The 17,270-nt window shown below is 41.1% G+C and carries 18 protein-coding genes and 1 tRNA gene; 4 read left to right on the top strand and 15 right to left on the bottom strand.

Annotated features, from left to right (window positions below; translation table 11 throughout):
* Positions 1 to 68 precede the first annotated feature (68 nt).
* The 4 genes from GD630_RS14465 (at position 69) to GD630_RS14450 (ending at position 2,821) form a co-directional block, all read left to right on the top strand.
* Positions 69 to 272 (top strand): helix-turn-helix domain-containing protein, encoded by a 204-nt coding sequence (locus tag GD630_RS14465; RefSeq protein ID WP_011108573.1) that lies wholly within the window; start codon positions 69 to 71, stop codon positions 270 to 272.
* Positions 273 to 301: 29 nt separating this feature from the next.
* Entirely contained in the window at positions 302 to 541 is a 240-nt protein-coding gene (locus GD630_RS14460) for a helix-turn-helix domain-containing protein (protein ID WP_055169699.1), read from the top strand.
* A complete protein-coding gene (locus GD630_RS14455; protein ID WP_011108572.1) occupies positions 492 to 2,075 on the top strand; it encodes an RNA-binding domain-containing protein in 1,584 nt (527 codons plus the stop codon). The genes GD630_RS14460 and GD630_RS14455 overlap by 50 nt, the downstream gene beginning before the upstream one ends.
* Positions 2,076 to 2,191: 116 nt before the next feature.
* Positions 2,192 to 2,821: a GIY-YIG nuclease family protein gene (locus tag GD630_RS14450; RefSeq protein ID WP_011108571.1), complete on the top strand. Its 630-nt coding sequence runs from the start codon at positions 2,192 to 2,194 to the stop codon at positions 2,819 to 2,821.
* A gap of 173 nt (positions 2,822 to 2,994) precedes the next feature.
* Here GD630_RS14450 and GD630_RS14445 read toward each other — a convergent pair whose 3' ends face one another.
* The 15 genes from GD630_RS14445 to GD630_RS14375 form a co-directional block, all read right to left on the bottom strand.
* Complete coding sequence (locus GD630_RS14445; RefSeq protein WP_011108570.1) at positions 2,995 to 5,607, bottom strand: UvrD-helicase domain-containing protein; 2,613 nt, start codon at positions 5,605 to 5,607, stop codon at positions 2,995 to 2,997.
* Positions 5,608 to 5,622: 15 nt separating this feature from the next.
* Positions 5,623 to 6,282 (bottom strand): hypothetical protein, encoded by a 660-nt coding sequence (locus GD630_RS14440; RefSeq protein ID WP_011108569.1) that lies wholly within the window; start codon positions 6,280 to 6,282, stop codon positions 5,623 to 5,625.
* Between the two features lie 32 nt (positions 6,283 to 6,314).
* On the bottom strand, positions 6,315 to 6,812 hold the full coding sequence (locus GD630_RS14435) for a hypothetical protein (protein WP_011108568.1): 498 nt from the start codon (positions 6,810 to 6,812) through the stop codon (positions 6,315 to 6,317).
* Between the two features lie 365 nt (positions 6,813 to 7,177).
* Positions 7,178 to 7,723: a hypothetical protein gene (locus tag GD630_RS14430; protein WP_011108567.1), complete on the bottom strand. Its 546-nt coding sequence runs from the start codon at positions 7,721 to 7,723 to the stop codon at positions 7,178 to 7,180.
* 24 nt (positions 7,724 to 7,747) lie between these two features.
* Positions 7,748 to 8,959: a relaxase/mobilization nuclease domain-containing protein gene (locus GD630_RS14425; protein ID WP_011108566.1), complete on the bottom strand. Its 1,212-nt coding sequence runs from the start codon at positions 8,957 to 8,959 to the stop codon at positions 7,748 to 7,750.
* Positions 8,960 to 8,974: 15 nt separating this feature from the next.
* A complete protein-coding gene (locus tag GD630_RS14420; RefSeq protein WP_011108565.1) occupies positions 8,975 to 9,382 on the bottom strand; it encodes a plasmid mobilization protein in 408 nt (135 codons plus the stop codon).
* 178 nt (positions 9,383 to 9,560) lie between these two features.
* Positions 9,561 to 10,379: a hypothetical protein gene (locus tag GD630_RS21590; protein ID WP_011108564.1), complete on the bottom strand. Its 819-nt coding sequence runs from the start codon at positions 10,377 to 10,379 to the stop codon at positions 9,561 to 9,563.
* Between the two features lie 46 nt (positions 10,380 to 10,425).
* A complete protein-coding gene (locus GD630_RS14410; protein ID WP_022470529.1) occupies positions 10,426 to 10,773 on the bottom strand; it encodes a hypothetical protein in 348 nt (115 codons plus the stop codon).
* A 136-nt stretch (positions 10,774 to 10,909) separates the two neighbouring features.
* Complete coding sequence (locus tag GD630_RS14405; protein WP_055169705.1) at positions 10,910 to 12,295, bottom strand: virulence-associated E family protein; 1,386 nt, start codon at positions 12,293 to 12,295, stop codon at positions 10,910 to 10,912.
* Positions 12,296 to 12,299: 4 nt separating this feature from the next.
* Positions 12,300 to 12,617: a DUF3853 family protein gene (locus tag GD630_RS14400; protein ID WP_022470528.1), complete on the bottom strand. Its 318-nt coding sequence runs from the start codon at positions 12,615 to 12,617 to the stop codon at positions 12,300 to 12,302.
* Between the two features lie 199 nt (positions 12,618 to 12,816).
* Complete coding sequence (locus GD630_RS14395; protein ID WP_022470527.1) at positions 12,817 to 14,070, bottom strand: DUF6043 family protein; 1,254 nt, start codon at positions 14,068 to 14,070, stop codon at positions 12,817 to 12,819.
* A gap of 20 nt (positions 14,071 to 14,090) precedes the next feature.
* The gene (locus tag GD630_RS14390) at positions 14,091 to 15,578 is read right to left on the bottom strand and encodes a tyrosine-type recombinase/integrase (RefSeq protein WP_022470526.1); all 1,488 of its coding nucleotides are present in this window, start codon (positions 15,576 to 15,578) and stop codon (positions 14,091 to 14,093) included.
* Between the two features lie 622 nt (positions 15,579 to 16,200).
* Positions 16,201 to 16,274, bottom strand: a tRNA-Ile gene (locus GD630_RS14385).
* 91 nt (positions 16,275 to 16,365) lie between these two features.
* On the bottom strand, positions 16,366 to 16,677 hold the full coding sequence (locus tag GD630_RS14380; protein ID WP_007762258.1) for a DUF4491 family protein: 312 nt from the start codon (positions 16,675 to 16,677) through the stop codon (positions 16,366 to 16,368).
* Positions 16,678 to 16,683: 6 nt separating this feature from the next.
* A complete protein-coding gene (locus tag GD630_RS14375) occupies positions 16,684 to 17,148 on the bottom strand; it encodes an Lrp/AsnC family transcriptional regulator (RefSeq protein WP_143866319.1) in 465 nt (154 codons plus the stop codon).
* Positions 17,149 to 17,270 lie beyond the last annotated feature (122 nt).

Below are 17,270 nucleotides of genomic sequence, written 5' to 3'. Positions count from 1 at the left end.
ATATAATAAAACAAACTGGTTTGTTGAATATAATTCACTATATTTGCGCAATAAAATTACATTAAAGAATGAAGTTGAATAGAATTAAGGCTGTTTTATCCGAAAAAGGTATTTCTCAAACATGGCTGGCAAAGAGACTTGATAAAAGTTTTAGTATGGTCAATGCCTATGCTTGTAATCGGATTCAGCCTAATTTAGATACTTTGCAACTGATCGCTGAGATATTACAAGTAGACCTTAAGTATTTGATAACCGACAAAAAGGATAGGTGAGATGAAGCAGTTTTCAGAAGCAAAACTGTGTGGCTTTTCCTGTACTTGTCGAAGAACAAAAAAGTAGTAAGTGGCTGGCAGAACAATTAGGAAAAGACAGGGCTACTGTCTCCAAATGGGTGACGAACACTATGCAGCCAGACGCAAGAAACCTCCTACGTATAGCAGAGGCTTTGAATATTGATGCAGGTAGACTGCTCAACCAAAAACATTTGAACAATGAAGGAAATAGATATTATCCAACAGATAAAACTTGGCGAGGTCAGTAAGGTGCAGTTCAAAGAACGGCTCCTTGACAACTATGACATCGGTTGCGAACTGGTGGCTTTCAGTAATGCACGTGGTGGCACGTTGGTTGTTGGTGCGGTAGATAAAACCGGAAACATCAATCCTTTGTCCTATTTGGAAGTACAGGAAACCACCAATACACTTAGCAATATCGCATCTGAGAATGTTGTTCCTGCCATCCTTGTTGATGTGGAAACAATTTCTGTGGATGGCGGAAGCCTTGTTGTGGCTCATATTAAGGAAGGATTGAATAAGCCCTACCATGACAATCGGGGAATTGTGTGGGTGAAGAACGGTGCTGACAAGCGCAAAGTGTTCGACAATGCCGAGCTTGCCGAGATGATGACTGACTGTGGCAGCTTTTCGCCAGATGAAGCAGGAGTAAGAGATGCTACCATCAAAGATTTAGACGAGGGTACCATCAAAACCTTCCTTAGTAACAAGTTTGATAAGGTGTTAGCAAGAAAAGGCTTGGTGGGCGACGCATTTCGCGAAGCCTCTTTAGATACCGTCTGTTCTGCTATTGCCAGTGGGCACAATGGAGAGAAACTGTTACGTAACCTGCGTTTTATTCGTCCCGATGGTAAAATCACAGTGGCCGCGATGTTATTGTTTGGCAAGTACACCCAACGTTGGCTTCCAATGATGACTGCAAAATGTATTTGCTTTGTAGGCAACAATCTTGGCGGTACTCAATTTCGCGACAAGGTGAACGATGCCGATATTGAGGGTAATCTGCTTCATCAGTTTGAGACTATTATGGATTTCTTCACCCGGAACTTGCGTCATATACAGGTTGGGAATGAGTTTAACTCGCAAGGCGTGTTGGAGATTCCTTACACCAGCCTTGTTGAGTTCACCGTAAATGCTTTAGTGCATCGATCGCTGAATGCGACAGCCCCAATCCGCATATTCATTTTTGATGACAGGGTGGAGATACACAGCCCCGGAATTCTCCCTAATGGACTTACCGTAGATGATATTGTTATAGGCACATCCATGCCACGCAATATGTTCCTATTCACAAATGCCATCCACCTGCTTCCCTACACAGGAGCAGGTAGTGGTATGCTTCGTGCCTTGTCGGAGGACGTGAATGTCTCGTTCACCAATAATGACAGGACTAATGAGTTCGTGATTACTATAAATAGGCAGATAAGTAATCAACCCAATGCAGACTCTGACACCGACTTAGATACCGACTCTGACACTTTTAATGCGGACTCTGACACCAAACTTAGATACTCTGACACCGACTTAGATACCGACTCTGACACTTTCAATGCAGACTCTGACACTATACGTCCTAAAATAACAAATAAGCAGAGGGATATAGTAAACTTCTGCAGTGTGCCACGTAGCAGCAAAGAAATTCTTGAAAGGGTAGGTGTGACATACCATAGTAAGAATATTCAGACATACATCATGTCACTAATCGAGGCTGGCTATCTCGAAATGACCAATCCAGAGCATCCCAATGCCAGTAATCAAAAATATAGGAGAAGTAAAAAATGAACTCACATATATTCACTAACAAGAACGGCAACATACTGATGCGCGAATTTGAAAGAGTTCTTGATTTCATTATAAACAAAGACAAACTGTACAATAGTCTCTAAAAAAACAACGATATGGAATACGGAATAGTTTATCTTCTGACAAACCCTGTGATGCCAGGACTTGTAAAAATAGGCATGACCACACAGGAAGGCATTGATAAACGGATGAAGGAACTATATACCACAGGAGTTCCCATTCCGTTTGAGTGTAAATTTGCGTGCAAGGTCAAAAAAAGTGATTGTCTCAAAATTGAAAAAGCCCTTCATAAAGCCTTTGACCCTCAGCGCATCAACCAGAACCGTGAGTTCTTCCGTATCAACGTGGAGCAGGCACAAGCCATCCTCGAGCTTTTTCATCATGAAGATGTGACGGAAGAAGTGACGGATGAGATACAGAATGACCTCACCGATGAGGATAAAGCTGCCAGCACAAAAGCACAAGCCAAACGTCCACCACTCAACTTCTATGAGATGGGGTTGCAGAAAGGCGATATTCTCATATGGAAAGATGACCCATCAATTTCTGTTACCGTTCTTTCAGAGCGTAAAGTGTGTTATGAAGGAGAAGAAACTTCTATTAGTGCGCTTTCTGCTAAGCTAAAAGGATATAAGGTCAAGCATATACAGCCCACACCGCACTGGTTTTTCAACGACCGTTCTCTAAGTGAAATCTACGACGAAACGTATCCATTTGAAGAGTGAAGGCATATATAGGCTGCCTCTAAGTTTACTCATGAGTGTGGCAAGGATATGCCAAGAGCAGGAGAAAAACGAAACAAAAAAGATAAACGAAATATTCAAAAGATTCTAATGTATTATGGCAACGTGGCAACATACAGACATCATCGTTGTGAAAAAATATAGCATTAGTGCGACTATTGGGTAAGTTTGTTCAATCGCATTACGATTGAAGTTTGACTTCTGCCCATTTTGGCAGCGATGTATTTTACGCTCTTACCTTCATTATGCAGTTCTAATAAAAACTGGTCTGCACGCCTTGTCCATCTTTTATTAGCATTGGGGTGTTTTACATAGCTTTCTTCTGATACCTTTTCAGGATGCAAAAACTCATCTACAAATACAGATGGGAAACGCTTGTCGTATAGCACAAGTGTTTTCAACTTTGCTCTCGTTATTGCAACATAAAACAACCTCCTTTCTTCACCATATGGGAACTGATCACTTTTAGTCAGGACATAATTAAGCACAGGGTCATCGCTTACAAGTGATGGAAAGCCATAGGTATCTTTATTACATTGTAAAAGTATCACATAATCTGCTTCAAGACCTTTTGATTTATGTACTGTCAAGAACTCAATTTTTCTTCCTCCTATTACATAGTAAAATCTATTACCTTCTTTTATCCCTTGATACATAAATGACAAGTAATAATCATCAAAAGAATAGCGTCCCAATAAAAATATAGATTTATCCAATGGAATAGAATCTATAAGTTCTCCTATTGTTTTGCAGTAATCACGTCTGTCGTAAGAACAAAACTCCAATTCTGTTTTCATATCAGAACTGAATGAATGTATATCTTTTTTTATTTGTGCGTTATTACGTTGAATAAAACGAGATGATAAAGAGACCAAAGGCTCTCCAAATCTATATGTGGTTTCTATCTTATTTATCTCTGTTGTACCAAAATATTCTGGAAATTGATTAAAAAGAGCCATATCACTTCCCGAAAAACGATATATGGACTGCCAATCATCACCTACACAATACAACTTTGCAGGCGGATTTCCCTCTCTCAATACTTTTAAGAAGTTGTAACGGTCAACCGATATGTCTTGAAACTCATCCACAATGATGTAATCATACTCAACAAGATGTGTAGTACGACATATCTCTGTGGCTTGAAGAATCGCATCAGTAAAATCGATTTGGTTACTATCGCTTAATGCACTTTTATAACGTTCATATACAGGTTGAAATATGTTTTTGATGATAAAAACACTTCGTTCATCACCTGCATTCTTTGCTTGCTTCAGAACTTCTTTAACTGATTTACAACTTGATTTTACCAATGTTACGAAAGTAACTACAAGCCGTATAAACGCTTTTTCTTGCTTACTACCTTTGGGCAAAACCAAATCATATAATTCTTCGTCTGTTTTCTCTTGAATTGGTACGCCCACATCTGTTAATATTTTTTTGAGTTTATCTTTTATGTCAGAATAATGGAAATCTGCGCTTGATGTCACTAAAAGCTGAGTGCCAAATTTCTCATGAGCAGTTTTCTTCCAAGTTATACCATCATTATATTTTTGATTGGCTTCTTCGTATGTTATATTCTTGTCTTTTGCAAACCAAGCTGGGACAAGACCGTGTTCATCAACTCCGAAATGTTCCAAATAGATTCGTTTGGGTACTCCCTTTTGCTCGAAGTATATAGAAAAATCAGGGCGATATTGAGAGTGCATTTCATCTGCCAATTGATGTTCGTATGGCTCTTCATATCTGAATTGCACTCCAAGAGATGATAAAACAAAACATATCTTTTGTTCCTGTTCACTTCTCACATATATGGTTCTACCGTCCATATCGGGAAACATCGCTTTTAGCTGTACATTCTTTTGCTCTGACAATTTTTCTCGCCTTTCATTCTTGCGTTGTTCCCAATCTGCTTCATTGGTTTGGTAGTCGATGAAGTATTCTACTACACTTTTCTTAAAATCCTCATTCCCTAATAGAGTGTGATAAATATCTATAAATAAGGCATCAGTATTATCGCATATAGAAGGCTTAACACCAGTTTCTTTTTCGATAATATCAATGGCTAATTTATGAAATGTATAGCCTTTCAAACCGTTGGTAGCCATTCTCTCCGTTAGTTCGGCTGCTGCTTTGTTCGTGTAACTAATCAGTAAGATTCTATGAGGGGCAATGTCTTTGATTTCTGTTAGATACTTGACTTTTCCAACAATAGAAGAGGTCTTTCCACTACCTGCACTACTAACCACTAAACAATTATCTTCCTCTGAAACAATTGAACGTCTTTGCTGTTTATCCAATGGATATTTCAAACAATGGTCGAAAAAATCCTTGTGTGTATCAAGTAAGGAATTTATTACCGTATCATTATGTTGTTTGACAAGCCTCTTGATATTACCAAAGTCACGAATTAGGTTTGAGATTGTTACAGATGGCGTGATATTGAAAGTTTCAAGTTTCTTAACAAGTGAATATGCTTCTTGAAAATATGATATATAATGATTTGTGAAATCCTTTTCTTGCGCTGCCGATATTATCTTACCATAAAAAACATTGTTTAAGTCTGCCGGAATATCAATAAATACAGCATCGTTAAGTTTAGACAGCCTCTCTTGGGCTTGCTCGTAGCTGGACTTCTCACTATAAGCGGATATTTGAAGCAATTTTTCTGTTAATTCTTTGGATTTGTTTTTGAGGTGCATTCGTATTGCTACTATTATAAAAAGAGCAACAAAACAAATCAAAGCTATGAATAAAACTAACTGCATATCCGAGAATAATAGCTATTTAAATTTCTCAATCCACCTATAATCATCCCCTTTGGTACTCCATTGGAATTTCCACATATCTCCTGTATTATCATTTATGAGATAGTATTGATACATACTTGTCAATGGTTGAATGGAGAATATACATTTTTCGTTATCAGAAACTAACTCATATTTATTTATTGGTATGCAAAATAGATTATCCAAATCTTGTGTACTATATTGGACTTGCCATAATCGCCCATTATACGAATCTAATAGTATAAAAGTCCACATATTTTGAGTTCTGAACATCTGAAACCTATTACTCCAATTTGAAGTTGTTTCAGGATATGCAAGAGAGAAAATGTTTATCGGTGCAGCAAACATATAATCTTCGCCTTTTACACTAAATTGGACTTGCCAATTTTTACCTGTATATGTGTCAAGCATTATAAAAGTCCACATATTCTGTGTCTCATAAAGGCAAAATCTTCCTACTTTATCCCCTGAAGCTTCTCTCGCACTGCAAATTTCCCAAGATTGACCATCATCTTGAATTTGTTGTACTTCACCTGTCATCGTATTTAAACGGAGTTGGTTATGGTAATTTCTCGTAGAATACATTTTATAGGTTTGGGCATACGATACCAATGTAATAACCATTAATGCACATGATACAATAAGTTTTTTCATAAATTGTTGTATTATTTGATTATTAATTGGTTTTATTTCTTTGGGAATAAAGTTGATAATGCTCTTCTAATGGCTTGACGAATATCATCGGCTTCTGTTTCACCTTGTCCTTCTGCCGTACAAGAGCATATCATTTCATTGGTTTTTGCAGAATTAAATTGTATGGTTACTTCTATGGTATATCCTAAGCCTCTATTACGCCTACCACTCTCACCATAATTAACGATTAAAGTTTCATTAGCTAATTCTGGTTTAAGTTCGGGTAATATAACATATCCCTCTTTTATTAGTATTCCGGCTATTACATCACTCGGATTAACACTTTTGGTGGTTGAAGAACCATAGATGCCATATTGTCCTCCATATGTACCTCCTGTACTTGATGTTAATTCCTTTGTCGGAGAAATGTATGCGTATTTATACATTTCAACAGGGGCATTCCTGACGATTACAGGCATTCGAAGTGGTGCACATCCATTCATCAATAGAATGGCGCAAATGGCTAACAACCAATTTTTAATTATGTTCATACACTACACATTTAATCTCCAGTCCCATAGAGGAATTTAACCTACATAAAAGCGTGGAACTGTATGCCACACTCTTACTTGAAGGTCGTAGGAAACCTTGGATACGGATGTAACAATAGCAGCCCACGCTATAGCGTGAGAACCACTATGCTATCCTTGTATCCAATTTGAAAATTTCCTACGTTTTCAAGTACAAGATAAGCATAACGCTTCTTCTTTTTCTAATATGTCTTGGATAGAGTTTCCTCCAATCCAATTGCAAAGGTACGAAAAGTATTTGATATTCGATGGTTTATACAGGATTAAACTTATCTCGTGATATGTATTGTTTGCTATTATTGATACAGGTCTATTAATATTATGCTTTACAGACGAGTTTTCAAGTAATAAGAAATAAATATAAGCAGAAAACACACTAAAATAACCCAGCAAAACACTTTCGCCCAAAAATCGGAAACCCAAAAGCCTTGGTTTCGGCTGAGAATGGATGAAATTCTTCGCTCGTGGGCTTCCATTGCCTGAGCTTGCTTCTCAAAATGGCGTTTCATCACAATCTCGTCCGTGGTTAAAACAGCTTGTGAGTTTTTCATCAACAGTTCCACATCTTCCTGTGCAATACTAACTTTGAACTTTGTATTTTCTTGCGCATTGACAATGGCGTTGTTAATCCCGGTCACGATATTGGCGGAACTATCAGTAGCGGATTTAAGGGCTGCAATGGCTTCATTCAAAGTCATTGTAGCCTTTTCCAATGCTTCGGTCGCTTGCCGTAAGTCCCTTTGAGCAACTCGCAATTCCTCAATGCGCTTATCAACGGCATCCGATTCCACGGTTATCCGATGGTCGTTCTCTATCTCGTTCATCAGACCGTTCAGGTCTATGGGTTCATTCTTTGGTTTTCCTATGCTCATGTCCTTTGATATTGGGTTGAAAAATTATCTGTGAAGCCCTTTCCTGCGCTTGCACATTCGGTTCGCCATTCTCGCACAACGGCGTGCCCATTCAAGTTCGTCCTCGTCTTTGTCCCGTCCCCAGCCACCTGTATCAGAACCACCGCCACCGCTTGAAGCCGCCATGCTCGTGGCTGCATCCAAATATCCGGCAAACAACAGAAGAGCCGTGTGCTGTATCTCTTCCAGCTTAGCCAATGGATGTGCTTCCTCCAAAGAACACTCCTGACGGATGATGCAGTCTGCGGCTTCCGATAGGGAAACGGCAAATGTCCTGTTGTCATCCGTGCCAATGGAATAGTGCTTCATTACAGGTTGCGGTGTAGTCTGTGGCTTGGAAATGGCAGTCGGTGTGGCTGTCCTTGTTTGCTTGTCTTCCGCTTGCGGTTGGTTGATTTTACCCTCCTGCGGATGCAATTTCTGCCATGTCTTCATAATCTTTGAGGGGACAAGGTTGCGACCGATACCCAACTTGGATGACCTATAACTTGAGTTCCCTCGCTTGATGGAATAGCCGTAAACCGTGCCGTCCTCATTTTTCTGTATGTGTACCCCATAGCCATGCCTCACCAGTTCCGCTTCGTAGCGTTCCCAACTGAACTCATCCATCTTGCGCAGTATCTCCATGCAACAGTCTGAAACCTCCTGCCTGTGCCGTATGCCTATTTCTTCGGACTGCACCCAGCCGTAACGCTCGTTGATGATATTCGCAGCCATTACAGCCCTCATGCCGGACAGGTGTCCGTCATTTATCTTGCCCTCCATATCTACACGGTTGGCATCAATGTGCAGATGGAGAATGCCACTCTTGGCATCTCGATGTAGGGCAACAACGTATTGCGAACCTTTGAGGTTGGTCTGCTTTGAAGAAGCGCGTTTGGTCTTTTTAGACAGGTCTATGGAATCAAACGCTTGGATGAACTCGTCTGCCAAACGTGCCCAGTCATCCATCGTCCAACCCTTGCTCTCTTCTGCGGATGGGGAAATTTCAATTCTTATCACATTGTCGGTAAACGGTCTGCCTCTCTTCCTCTCGTTGGTAAACATCTTCTGCACAAGCATCATTCGTTTGAACATCGCTTCGGGCGATATGTCATCGGGCAGAAGATTGGTCTTGACTATATCTGCCCGATCTTTATTGACGGAGTATCTGATGGCATTTGAGCCATGCGAAATGGTAGCTGCTTTTGCAATCATAACAGGTGGGGAAATTTATTCGTTAAGGTAGGCTTCAATTTGATTCCAACGGTTGATGAGCTTTGTGGCAGCTTTCATCCATTGCTCCACAAATCGGGTATCGCTGAAATAGATGGCTCGTTTGTCCGCTTGGATGGACTTCACGGCAGCAACGACACGGATAAGGTCGCCCCTCGCATCCGAAAGGCTACACAGGGCTTCCACTTCACGCTCAGTTAGCCGCAGGTGCGGACGATGCCCTAAAGCCGTCCTGCGCACATAGTCACTCATGGTCAAACCACAGGATTGGGCGAGTTCCGCAGCTTTGGCATATTCGTCTTCCGTAACTCTGGCTTCAAGGCGCAGGATTCGTCTTGTGTCTTTTTTATCCTTTTCCTCTTCCTTGTTCCCGTCAATCTGTTTGACATTATCTTTATTCTTCATTCTTTTCTGTATTATAACAGGTGAAACATCTTATCTAAAAAAGTACAGCACGGTGGGAGCTTGCGACTGCCGGAATACGCTTATGTGGTACTGGCAAGCGAAGCGAGCCTGTGCGACATAGGCACTTCTTGTAACACTACATACTATAACATAGTACATTTTACTGTATCTGAAAGATTTATAATTGCCAGTCATTCCCTTGGTCATTAGTTGGTTCTTCCTCTGCCAAAGGCTGTGGAGAAGCCAATGTCGTAGTCGGATATGCCGAAGTGGAATTTACCTGTGCAGCATCGTTGTCGCTTCCATTGCCTGCAATCTCATAGCCTGATGTGGTTGTAGGGGTGTGGAGAAGCTCATGGTTATTTGTTTCGGCTTTCAATTCATCGTAACCATTTCTATTTTTGTCATCGTAAGCTGTAACAGGAGTTTCGCTTGATGTTGGTGAAGTCGATAAATCAGGGGAGTAAGTTTCATCCGATACGGCTGTGTTGTCTGTTTGCGTTTGGGTAGGGCAATTTGCTTCTGCGTTGCTCTCCAAAATATGCTGTTGTTTCATTGGAAGAATACTGTTGTTGTATGGACGATTAGCCGTTTTTTCGTTGCCGTCCTTGCGGTTTTTCATTCGGACATAAAAAGGGTTGTCGATACGCTTGCCGTCCAGCATCCAAGCCGATACGCATTTCTGCGTGTGAATACTCGTGCGGTTACTTTGAACGGATGCGACAATGCCAAGCTGATTCATCTTGTCTATCACACGTGAGATGGTCTTCTTGTCATAGCCCAATTTGCAGGACAATTCCACTTCTGACAAGGCAGCCTGTCCGACTTGCAATGTCATGGCAAAGCCTTTCTTGGAATACTCCGTTTGTTCCAACACGGTCGCTTCGATAAGCCGGTTCAAAATCTTCATTCGGTCAATGCCGTACTTGCTTCCTGCCAAATAGGAAAGCTGTTCCGATGATAATACGATACAATAGCTCAAATCTTTATTCATCATTCGTCTGTTTATGGATAATCTAAAACTGGTACAGCCAAAAGAAAAGTCAGTAGCGCATACCTTGCCCTCTCTCCGGCATATAATACTCCTTGTCGTATGCAATATGGTCAAGTATGTCCTGAAGCCTGTCCTGTTGTTCGGTGTCAAGTATACGGATGGCAGCGATAGTGATTCGCTGTGAGGCAATCCTGCGATGCTCGCAATTAGCTTCCGACATACTGCCGTCACCGTCCGCATGAACACTATGCAGGTATTCGTTTACCGCCATAGTCTGCTCCTTGCTCGGAAACGTGGAGGGATAACGGTCTTGAACATACGCAACCATGTGGCTGACTGCTTTTGCCAATAAAGGCTCATGTTTGCTGATGCGTTCTATCAGTTCTTCAGTTCTCATATTTTCAACTCTTTTTGTCCCATGTCCCAAGCATATTTTGTAACTTTTTCTTTTCACTGCTTTATGTTTCTATTCTTTTTTCAAAGGAAATAGGGACAAAGGGACATTATGTTTTTCTTTTCCCTTATTTTGAAAATTAGAATGGTAATTCCGGTTCACTTGGTAATGTGGCGCAGACTTCTTCGCTCGGTGTACCCACCCTCACCCAAGGATGCTTTGACCTCCCCGTCTTGTCACAATAAGCAGGATGCAAACCCTTGACCTTCTCCTGTTTGCTCCGTTTCCAATTAGGAATCATGGACATCAAGCGGTTGATATATTGTGAGGTGTATTTGGACGTATTGCGTCTTACCAAGTCATTGGGTAACTCCTCTATAATCTGTCGGGCACAAACCATATTGAGTGAGGTCATTGTGGAATTGGGTTCTGAGTATGCTCCTTTCTGATAAGCCAGTCGTGTCGGAATCATCCAACTTGCATACTGCACGGGAACTTCACGCTCCAGATACATTTCAATATCCTCCATGATTGGGTCAACAAGGATATTGGAATGCTGCATTTGTATTTCGTTGGCCTCGATTTCCATGTCTGGGGACAAGTAGAGTTTCATTCCTTGTCTATAATAGGTGTATGCCTCTGCCCAAAGTTGAGGAACGGAATGCTGCAAACAATCCAACCAATCTGATACATGACCGTTGCCTTTGACTGGGATAATCCACCATCGACGGTTCCCATTGTCCCCTTGCAAAAAGTTTGTCTCATTGGTAGTGGCCGCAAAGACATTGTGGCGCATAAACTCCACTACCTTATGTCCGTATGCAGGACGCATATAGTCGCTACAACGACTCAAGAAAGCCTTGGCCGCTTCTACATCATTCGCCCGTTTCAAACCATTTAACTCACTGATTTCAATAATCCAACCATTGGTAATAGTTTCTACTTTTTCCTTATCGCCACTGGCGAAAGAGAAAGAATCGTTGAACCACTTTCCGCTGATAGTCTTGAAGAATGTACTTTTTCCGATACCTTGTGGTCCCGGCAAAGTCAGTACATTATCAAACTTACAACCGGGACTAAACACACGCGCAACCGCTGCCACAAACCAGAGTTTAGTCTGTTCCCTGACGAGAGGCATGTCCTCCGCCCCCAGATAATCAATGATAGCCGTGGCTATACGGGGCTGTCCGTCCCATGTCTCTTGAGTTATGAATTCCTGCACAGGATTGAAACTCCGTTCCGATGAGGTCGTTTTTAGTATTTCAAATACTTTGTTCTGTGTCAAGCGTAGTCTGTACGTTCTTTCCAGATAGTCCTGTATCTTTCCCACCGACTCCTCATCAATCTTATTGCCATTGACATTGCGGAACAAAGGATTGAAACACACATCATCCTGACAAAAAGTATCGTACCTTATCTGACTGAGGTTCTCATCTAAGGTAAAAATGAGTCGGAGATTACTGATGGAACGAACCGGATTTCCATAACTGTCTGTTGCCAGTTGTTGTTTCCAATTTTCATCCATACGCTCACTCCTTGATGTGAATGCTACCAGCTTCCTTTGCCAAAGACAGTGCGAGGTCTGCATCCACCACTATCTTACGTCCTATCTGCGTGATGGCTTTGTCTATAACACCACTTTTTTTAATACGGTTGGCTGTGGGTACACTGCAACCGAACACACGGGCAATGCCCTCAATGCCATAATAGTTGCCTTTGGAGGTTGCCTGCGATGTGGGTTTTTCTATACTCTCCACACTCTTGCCGATAAGAAAACAAAGTTCTTCGCCCGTCATCATAGCGATGGGCTTTTGAAGTAATTGGGTAAAATTGAATTTTTCTTCCATACCTTTACTTGTTTGGTAATTAAACATTTTAAGTCTCGGTTCAACTCTGTGAAACCGATTTCACAAGCAAAGGTAGAGGATGAAACTCTGTGTATTGGTCGGTTTATTTATACCTTAAACTTACCGACCAATATTCTATATGTATTAACTGAAAAAGAGGGAAGAATAAAGATTTGGATAGAAAAATAAGAGGAATGTGTTATTTACACTCCTCAAAACAGATTGTCCACCTATCTATGATTTTCTTGGCTTTCTTATAACTGGCACTCTGCATAGAACACTTGAAATTAAACTCCTTCATCTCTCCATATCGCTTTTGGGGAACATCATATCCGTAGTGTCGTTGGGTAAGTTGTTCGATGGCGCGGTGAAAAGTCATATACTTCACTGAGGATTTAATATGTTCGGTTTTAACAAGAACAACGAGCAGATAGGCAAGGCAGATGTCTTCAGTGTTTGTTTCCAGAAATTCCATAATGCACTGTTTTACCTCGGCTTTGTTCCCGACAATCAAGTCATCAATGGTCATTACCTGTTTCTTATTTCCTCGTCTGCCTTTCATACTACGAAGAAGAAACGCAACCTCTTTCCAGATGTCAGCTCCACATTCATCAGCAGTCTTTTCCCATGATGCTTTTGTTTCAGTTCCCATATCAAGACTGTGCAGAACTAGGGCATTGATACAATCTTTCACCATTAGCATACTTCCCTGATCAATGTTCTCTGATAGTAGAAACTGATTTAGCAGCATCGCCATCTTTGTCAGTCCGTGGTCAAAGACAACATAATAATACATGCAATAAGGAAGATTGTCTTTACGCTCAATGACAAGGTCGTAGAGGTTAGCGAGGAAATGTCCTGTTGCCGATGCATATGTAAGGAATATAAGTCTTGCAAAGAAAGTTATGGCCTGATATATCATCTTTCTTTCAAGGTTGCTGAACATCCAGCATCCTTTGCTGTTCTTCATCAATGCCTCAGTCTGGCTGACGATATAGACTCTTTTATCTACAGACATACGATTCCATATCTCTATCGGTGTTCCCGAACGAACCATCAGGTAGCCGTTTACTTTCTTGGAGGTCACTTTTACCTCTCCGGTCTTCATATCTATGGCCATCCACTGTTCTTTATAGACAAGGCATTTTGCTATCATGTGGATATGCTCAATGGATAACCCCTGAATGCTTTGGGTAATATCTGCCATCTTCACTTTCCCATTCAAGACATCTCCTAACCAGTTATGGAATACCCGTACTTCTTCTGGAACACAGTTCTTAGCGACATCCATCATTTCGGTAATAATGCTCATATCACCTTTTTTGACTGCTTCTATCCGTCTTACAAAATCCGAATAAACTTTTTTGTTCTCAGTCTTCCATGCGCGAATAAGCATATCCGTATGCTCCTTCCTCAAATTGAAATCTTTTATCCGTTCTATGAAATCAAACATACTCTAAACTCTATAAAAGGTTATGCGAATAGTTTAGCCAATTCTTCTGTGGACATATTTGCCAGCTTAGCCAACAAGGCATCCCTTTCTGAAGTTTCTCCCAAGTTTAGCAGCTTTGAGTTGTTCTGCATCTGTATATCGAGAGGGTAATGCTCAATGTATATTTGAGTGATTGCATGGTCTGATGAAGCATGCCCCATGCTTTCAGAGATATAGTCCATATCTACTCCGGCATTATGCAGGTTGGTGGCAAACGAGTGACGGCACCATGTACCGGACGGGCAGATGGACTTGTCCCAATGCAGTGCCTCGTGGCAAATCTTGATGACACGGTCTTTCACATTTGAATTCTCCTGCACGGTGTACTTACGGCGCAGCTCTTCCGTTTCCGCACCTTTTAATATATCGGGAAACACAAAACCATCCCGGGTGGGTGGTGCCGCTATCTCGTCTAATACATATTGTAAGGGAGGGATGATAGGAACAATTACTTCCGAACCGTCAGCACTCCTACGGGAGGTTTTCTTTCGGTTGAAGCGGAAAGCCTTGCCATCTGTCTTGTAATAGTAGTTGTCGTATGTCAATCGCCCTGCGTCAGCCATATTGAAGCCGTTGCAAAGGTATTGGGCAAGGAATAGTCCCAATGAGTAGTGGGCACGTTGCGTATATTCTTCCGTCCAGTGTTCTGGATATTCCTTTGAAACAAAAAGGTTATAGAGTTCTGTCATTTGAGCGACATTCAAGAAGTTCTGTTTGCGCTTCGCACTTTTGGGTATGCTTACAAGACCTTTCTCTTTCTTGTTGGAAAAAGGATAAGGAATATCTTTGAGGAATCCTTCGTGTACACACCGATTCCATACGGCACGGCAACAACGTAGATAAATGCCTACTGTGGTGTCGCTGATTTTTCCAACGACTGCACCATTCTCGTCTTTAACCCCATTGTGCATCCCATCTTTCCATTTCTGGATTTCTGCTGCACTGATACAAAAGCCCTTAATTGTATTTGCTCCAAGTATCTTCCTGAATGATTTGAGCGCACACTCGTAACTTTCGGCCGTGGTAAAACGTGCTCCACCATCATCTGTTTTGAAACCATTGATAACTTGCTCCCATATACTGATAAACGATTGTGACTTGGTTGTTTCCTCTTCAGATAGTACCACATCCTCACCTATAATACATTGGCGCACCATCTCAAATGTCAGGATGCCACCCTTGTTCAGATTACTCAAAACTTTCTTGTATTTAGGGACAAAGGTATCTTTCCACTCTTTTTGAAGTTTGTAGTTCTCACTCTTGCATTTGGTTGCATTGCAGATGTCTGAGAACTTTTTCTCGCTAAAAGAACTTCCGACTGTAAGATAAAAGAACTTGCGGTCAATCGTGAAGCGAAGGGATAATGGGAACTCATACGCATTTTTCCTGCGAGTACGTGAATCCAACACGATAGAGACAGAACAATTACGTTCTTTGAAAAGGGGCATGGATTTCGTTAATTTTTCCATTGCATTCATTAGTTTATGTTCAACATAACCTCTGAATACAGACGCTTTGCAACGTGAGGCATACATATACAAAACGCTGCATATAACTACAGAGTCCCTATCCTTAAACGGATAAAAACATTGTCGTTATATGCAGCGGTGCAATCTCGTTGTCTTCTGTCGCTGACTGGTAACCGGGCTTATGCTAATCGGTCTCAACCCCTGAAGCAACTCCCGCGTTTCGTTTGTCATAGAGTGCCCTCCGACTAACACTCCCTTTACGCTTCGATTCATCGGAATGGGATGACCCTCCCACGAAGGTTAGGCAAACTCACTTTTCTTTTTCAAGAAAGAGCACCATTGAAGTCATGGCTTACCATAAATGTGTTGCATCTACAAAATTACAACATTTTTTCTTGCAAATATGCAAATGGAATATATTTGAGCTTATTTAACAGGCAAATGAGTGGAAAACAACGCAATCTTATGCTATTACCCCGTATATAGAGAAATTAGGATTGTATGGAGTTTCATAGAAATTCTATGCGTAAACATAATCAACTCAAACAGTTTGTTTACGCATTGTTTACGCAAGAGCAAGAAAAAAGCAGCTACGAAATTCGTAACTGCTTGATTTCCTTTGTGGACCAGCCTGGGCTTGAACCAGGGACCTCCAGATTATGAGTCTGTTGCTCTAACCAACTGAGCTACAAGTCCGGTGTATCCATTTACTGGATGCGGTCACAAAAGTAGTGCTTTCTGTCGAATTATGCAAATTCTTTTGATAAAAATCTGCTATTCTTTGCCTTCAAAACTTATATTTGCGTTTCGGATTCTTGGGAAACCAGCCTTTCCGTACCCGTTCTTCCTGTTCAAAGACCTCTTTAATGGTCCAAAAGGAAGAGAAAGCGAATACGCCTAGCAGGGAGGACAGAATTACATTGTCAACGCTCAATGACGCTATGACACCGCCTATGCCGAGTATCAGAAATATCCACCAACATTTAGTGCCCCAGTAATATTCGGCCTTTACCACAACAGGGTGAAAAAGGCCGATAATCAAAAAGGTACAAATTCCGATAAATAGCCCTGCAAGGTGATATTCATTCAGAAACTCCATCGCCTGTTATTTTTCTACGCGAATGGGGATTTCTTTCTTGATGCTCTGTTCCAGAGAAATCAATGTCTCGGTGGCTACTACACCCGGTATCTCTTGCATTTTGTTATTCAGCAAATCCATCAGATGTTCGTTGTCGCATGCGTACAATTTGGTCAGCATAGTGTATGGTCCTGTAGTGAAATGACATTCCACAATTTCGGGAATCTTCTGAAGTTCTGCCACAACAGCTTTGTACATAGAGCCTTTTTCCAATTTGATACCGACGTATGTACATGTTCTGTAGCCCAAAGATTTGGGATTAACGTGGTAGCCCGAGCCTACAATGACACCTAAGTCAATCAGTCTTTGCACACGCTGATGGATGGCTGCACGTGACACTCCACATTCGGCTGCTACGTCTTTGAAAGGGATACGGGCATTCTGGGAAATAATTTCTAGTATCTGCCTGTCGAGATTGTCTATTCTTTCCATAATAATAAATTATAATTTCCAGTTGTTATCAAATAGTAAGCAAATATAGAGATTTATTTTAATTATTCTTCTTTTTTGAGAGAAAAAATAGGCAAAAGCAAAAAAAAGAGGTACAAACGCTT

The organism is Bacteroides zhangwenhongii (assembly GCF_009193325.2).
Lineage (GTDB): Bacteria > Bacteroidota > Bacteroidia > Bacteroidales > Bacteroidaceae > Bacteroides > Bacteroides zhangwenhongii.
This window is presented reverse-complemented; position numbering and strand designations above follow the sequence as displayed.

Coding starts and splice junctions, on each gene's coding strand:
- GD630_RS14375 (WP_143866319.1), bottom strand. CDS start 17,148: ATGGAAAGAATAGACAATCTCGACAGGCAGATACTAGAAATTATTTCC.
- GD630_RS14445 (WP_011108570.1), bottom strand. CDS start 5,607: ATGCAGTTAGTTTTATTCATAGCTTTGATTTGTTTTGTTGCTCTTTTT.
- GD630_RS14405 (WP_055169705.1), bottom strand. CDS start 12,295: ATGGATGAAAATTGGAAACAACAACTGGCAACAGACAGTTATGGAAAT.
- GD630_RS14430 (WP_011108567.1), bottom strand. CDS start 7,723: ATGAGCATAGGAAAACCAAAGAATGAACCCATAGACCTGAACGGTCTG.
- GD630_RS14400 (WP_022470528.1), bottom strand. CDS start 12,617: ATGGAAGAAAAATTCAATTTTACCCAATTACTTCAAAAGCCCATCGCT.
- GD630_RS14380 (WP_007762258.1), bottom strand. CDS start 16,677: ATGGAGTTTCTGAATGAATATCACCTTGCAGGGCTATTTATCGGAATT.
- GD630_RS14450 (WP_011108571.1), top strand. CDS start 2,192: ATGGAATACGGAATAGTTTATCTTCTGACAAACCCTGTGATGCCAGGA.
- GD630_RS14410 (WP_022470529.1), bottom strand. CDS start 10,773: ATGAGAACTGAAGAACTGATAGAACGCATCAGCAAACATGAGCCTTTA.
- GD630_RS14465 (WP_011108573.1), top strand. CDS start 69: ATGAAGTTGAATAGAATTAAGGCTGTTTTATCCGAAAAAGGTATTTCT.
- GD630_RS14455 (WP_011108572.1), top strand. CDS start 492: ATGAAGGAAATAGATATTATCCAACAGATAAAACTTGGCGAGGTCAGT.
- GD630_RS14395 (WP_022470527.1), bottom strand. CDS start 14,070: ATGTTTGATTTCATAGAACGGATAAAAGATTTCAATTTGAGGAAGGAG.
- GD630_RS14435 (WP_011108568.1), bottom strand. CDS start 6,812: ATGAACATAATTAAAAATTGGTTGTTAGCCATTTGCGCCATTCTATTG.
- GD630_RS14390 (WP_022470526.1), bottom strand. CDS start 15,578: ATGGAAAAATTAACGAAATCCATGCCCCTTTTCAAAGAACGTAATTGT.
- GD630_RS14420 (WP_011108565.1), bottom strand. CDS start 9,382: ATGAAGAATAAAGATAATGTCAAACAGATTGACGGGAACAAGGAAGAG.
- GD630_RS14425 (WP_011108566.1), bottom strand. CDS start 8,959: ATGATTGCAAAAGCAGCTACCATTTCGCATGGCTCAAATGCCATCAGA.
- GD630_RS21590 (WP_011108564.1), bottom strand. CDS start 10,379: ATGATGAATAAAGATTTGAGCTATTGTATCGTATTATCATCGGAACAG.
- GD630_RS14440 (WP_011108569.1), bottom strand. CDS start 6,282: ATGAAAAAACTTATTGTATCATGTGCATTAATGGTTATTACATTGGTA.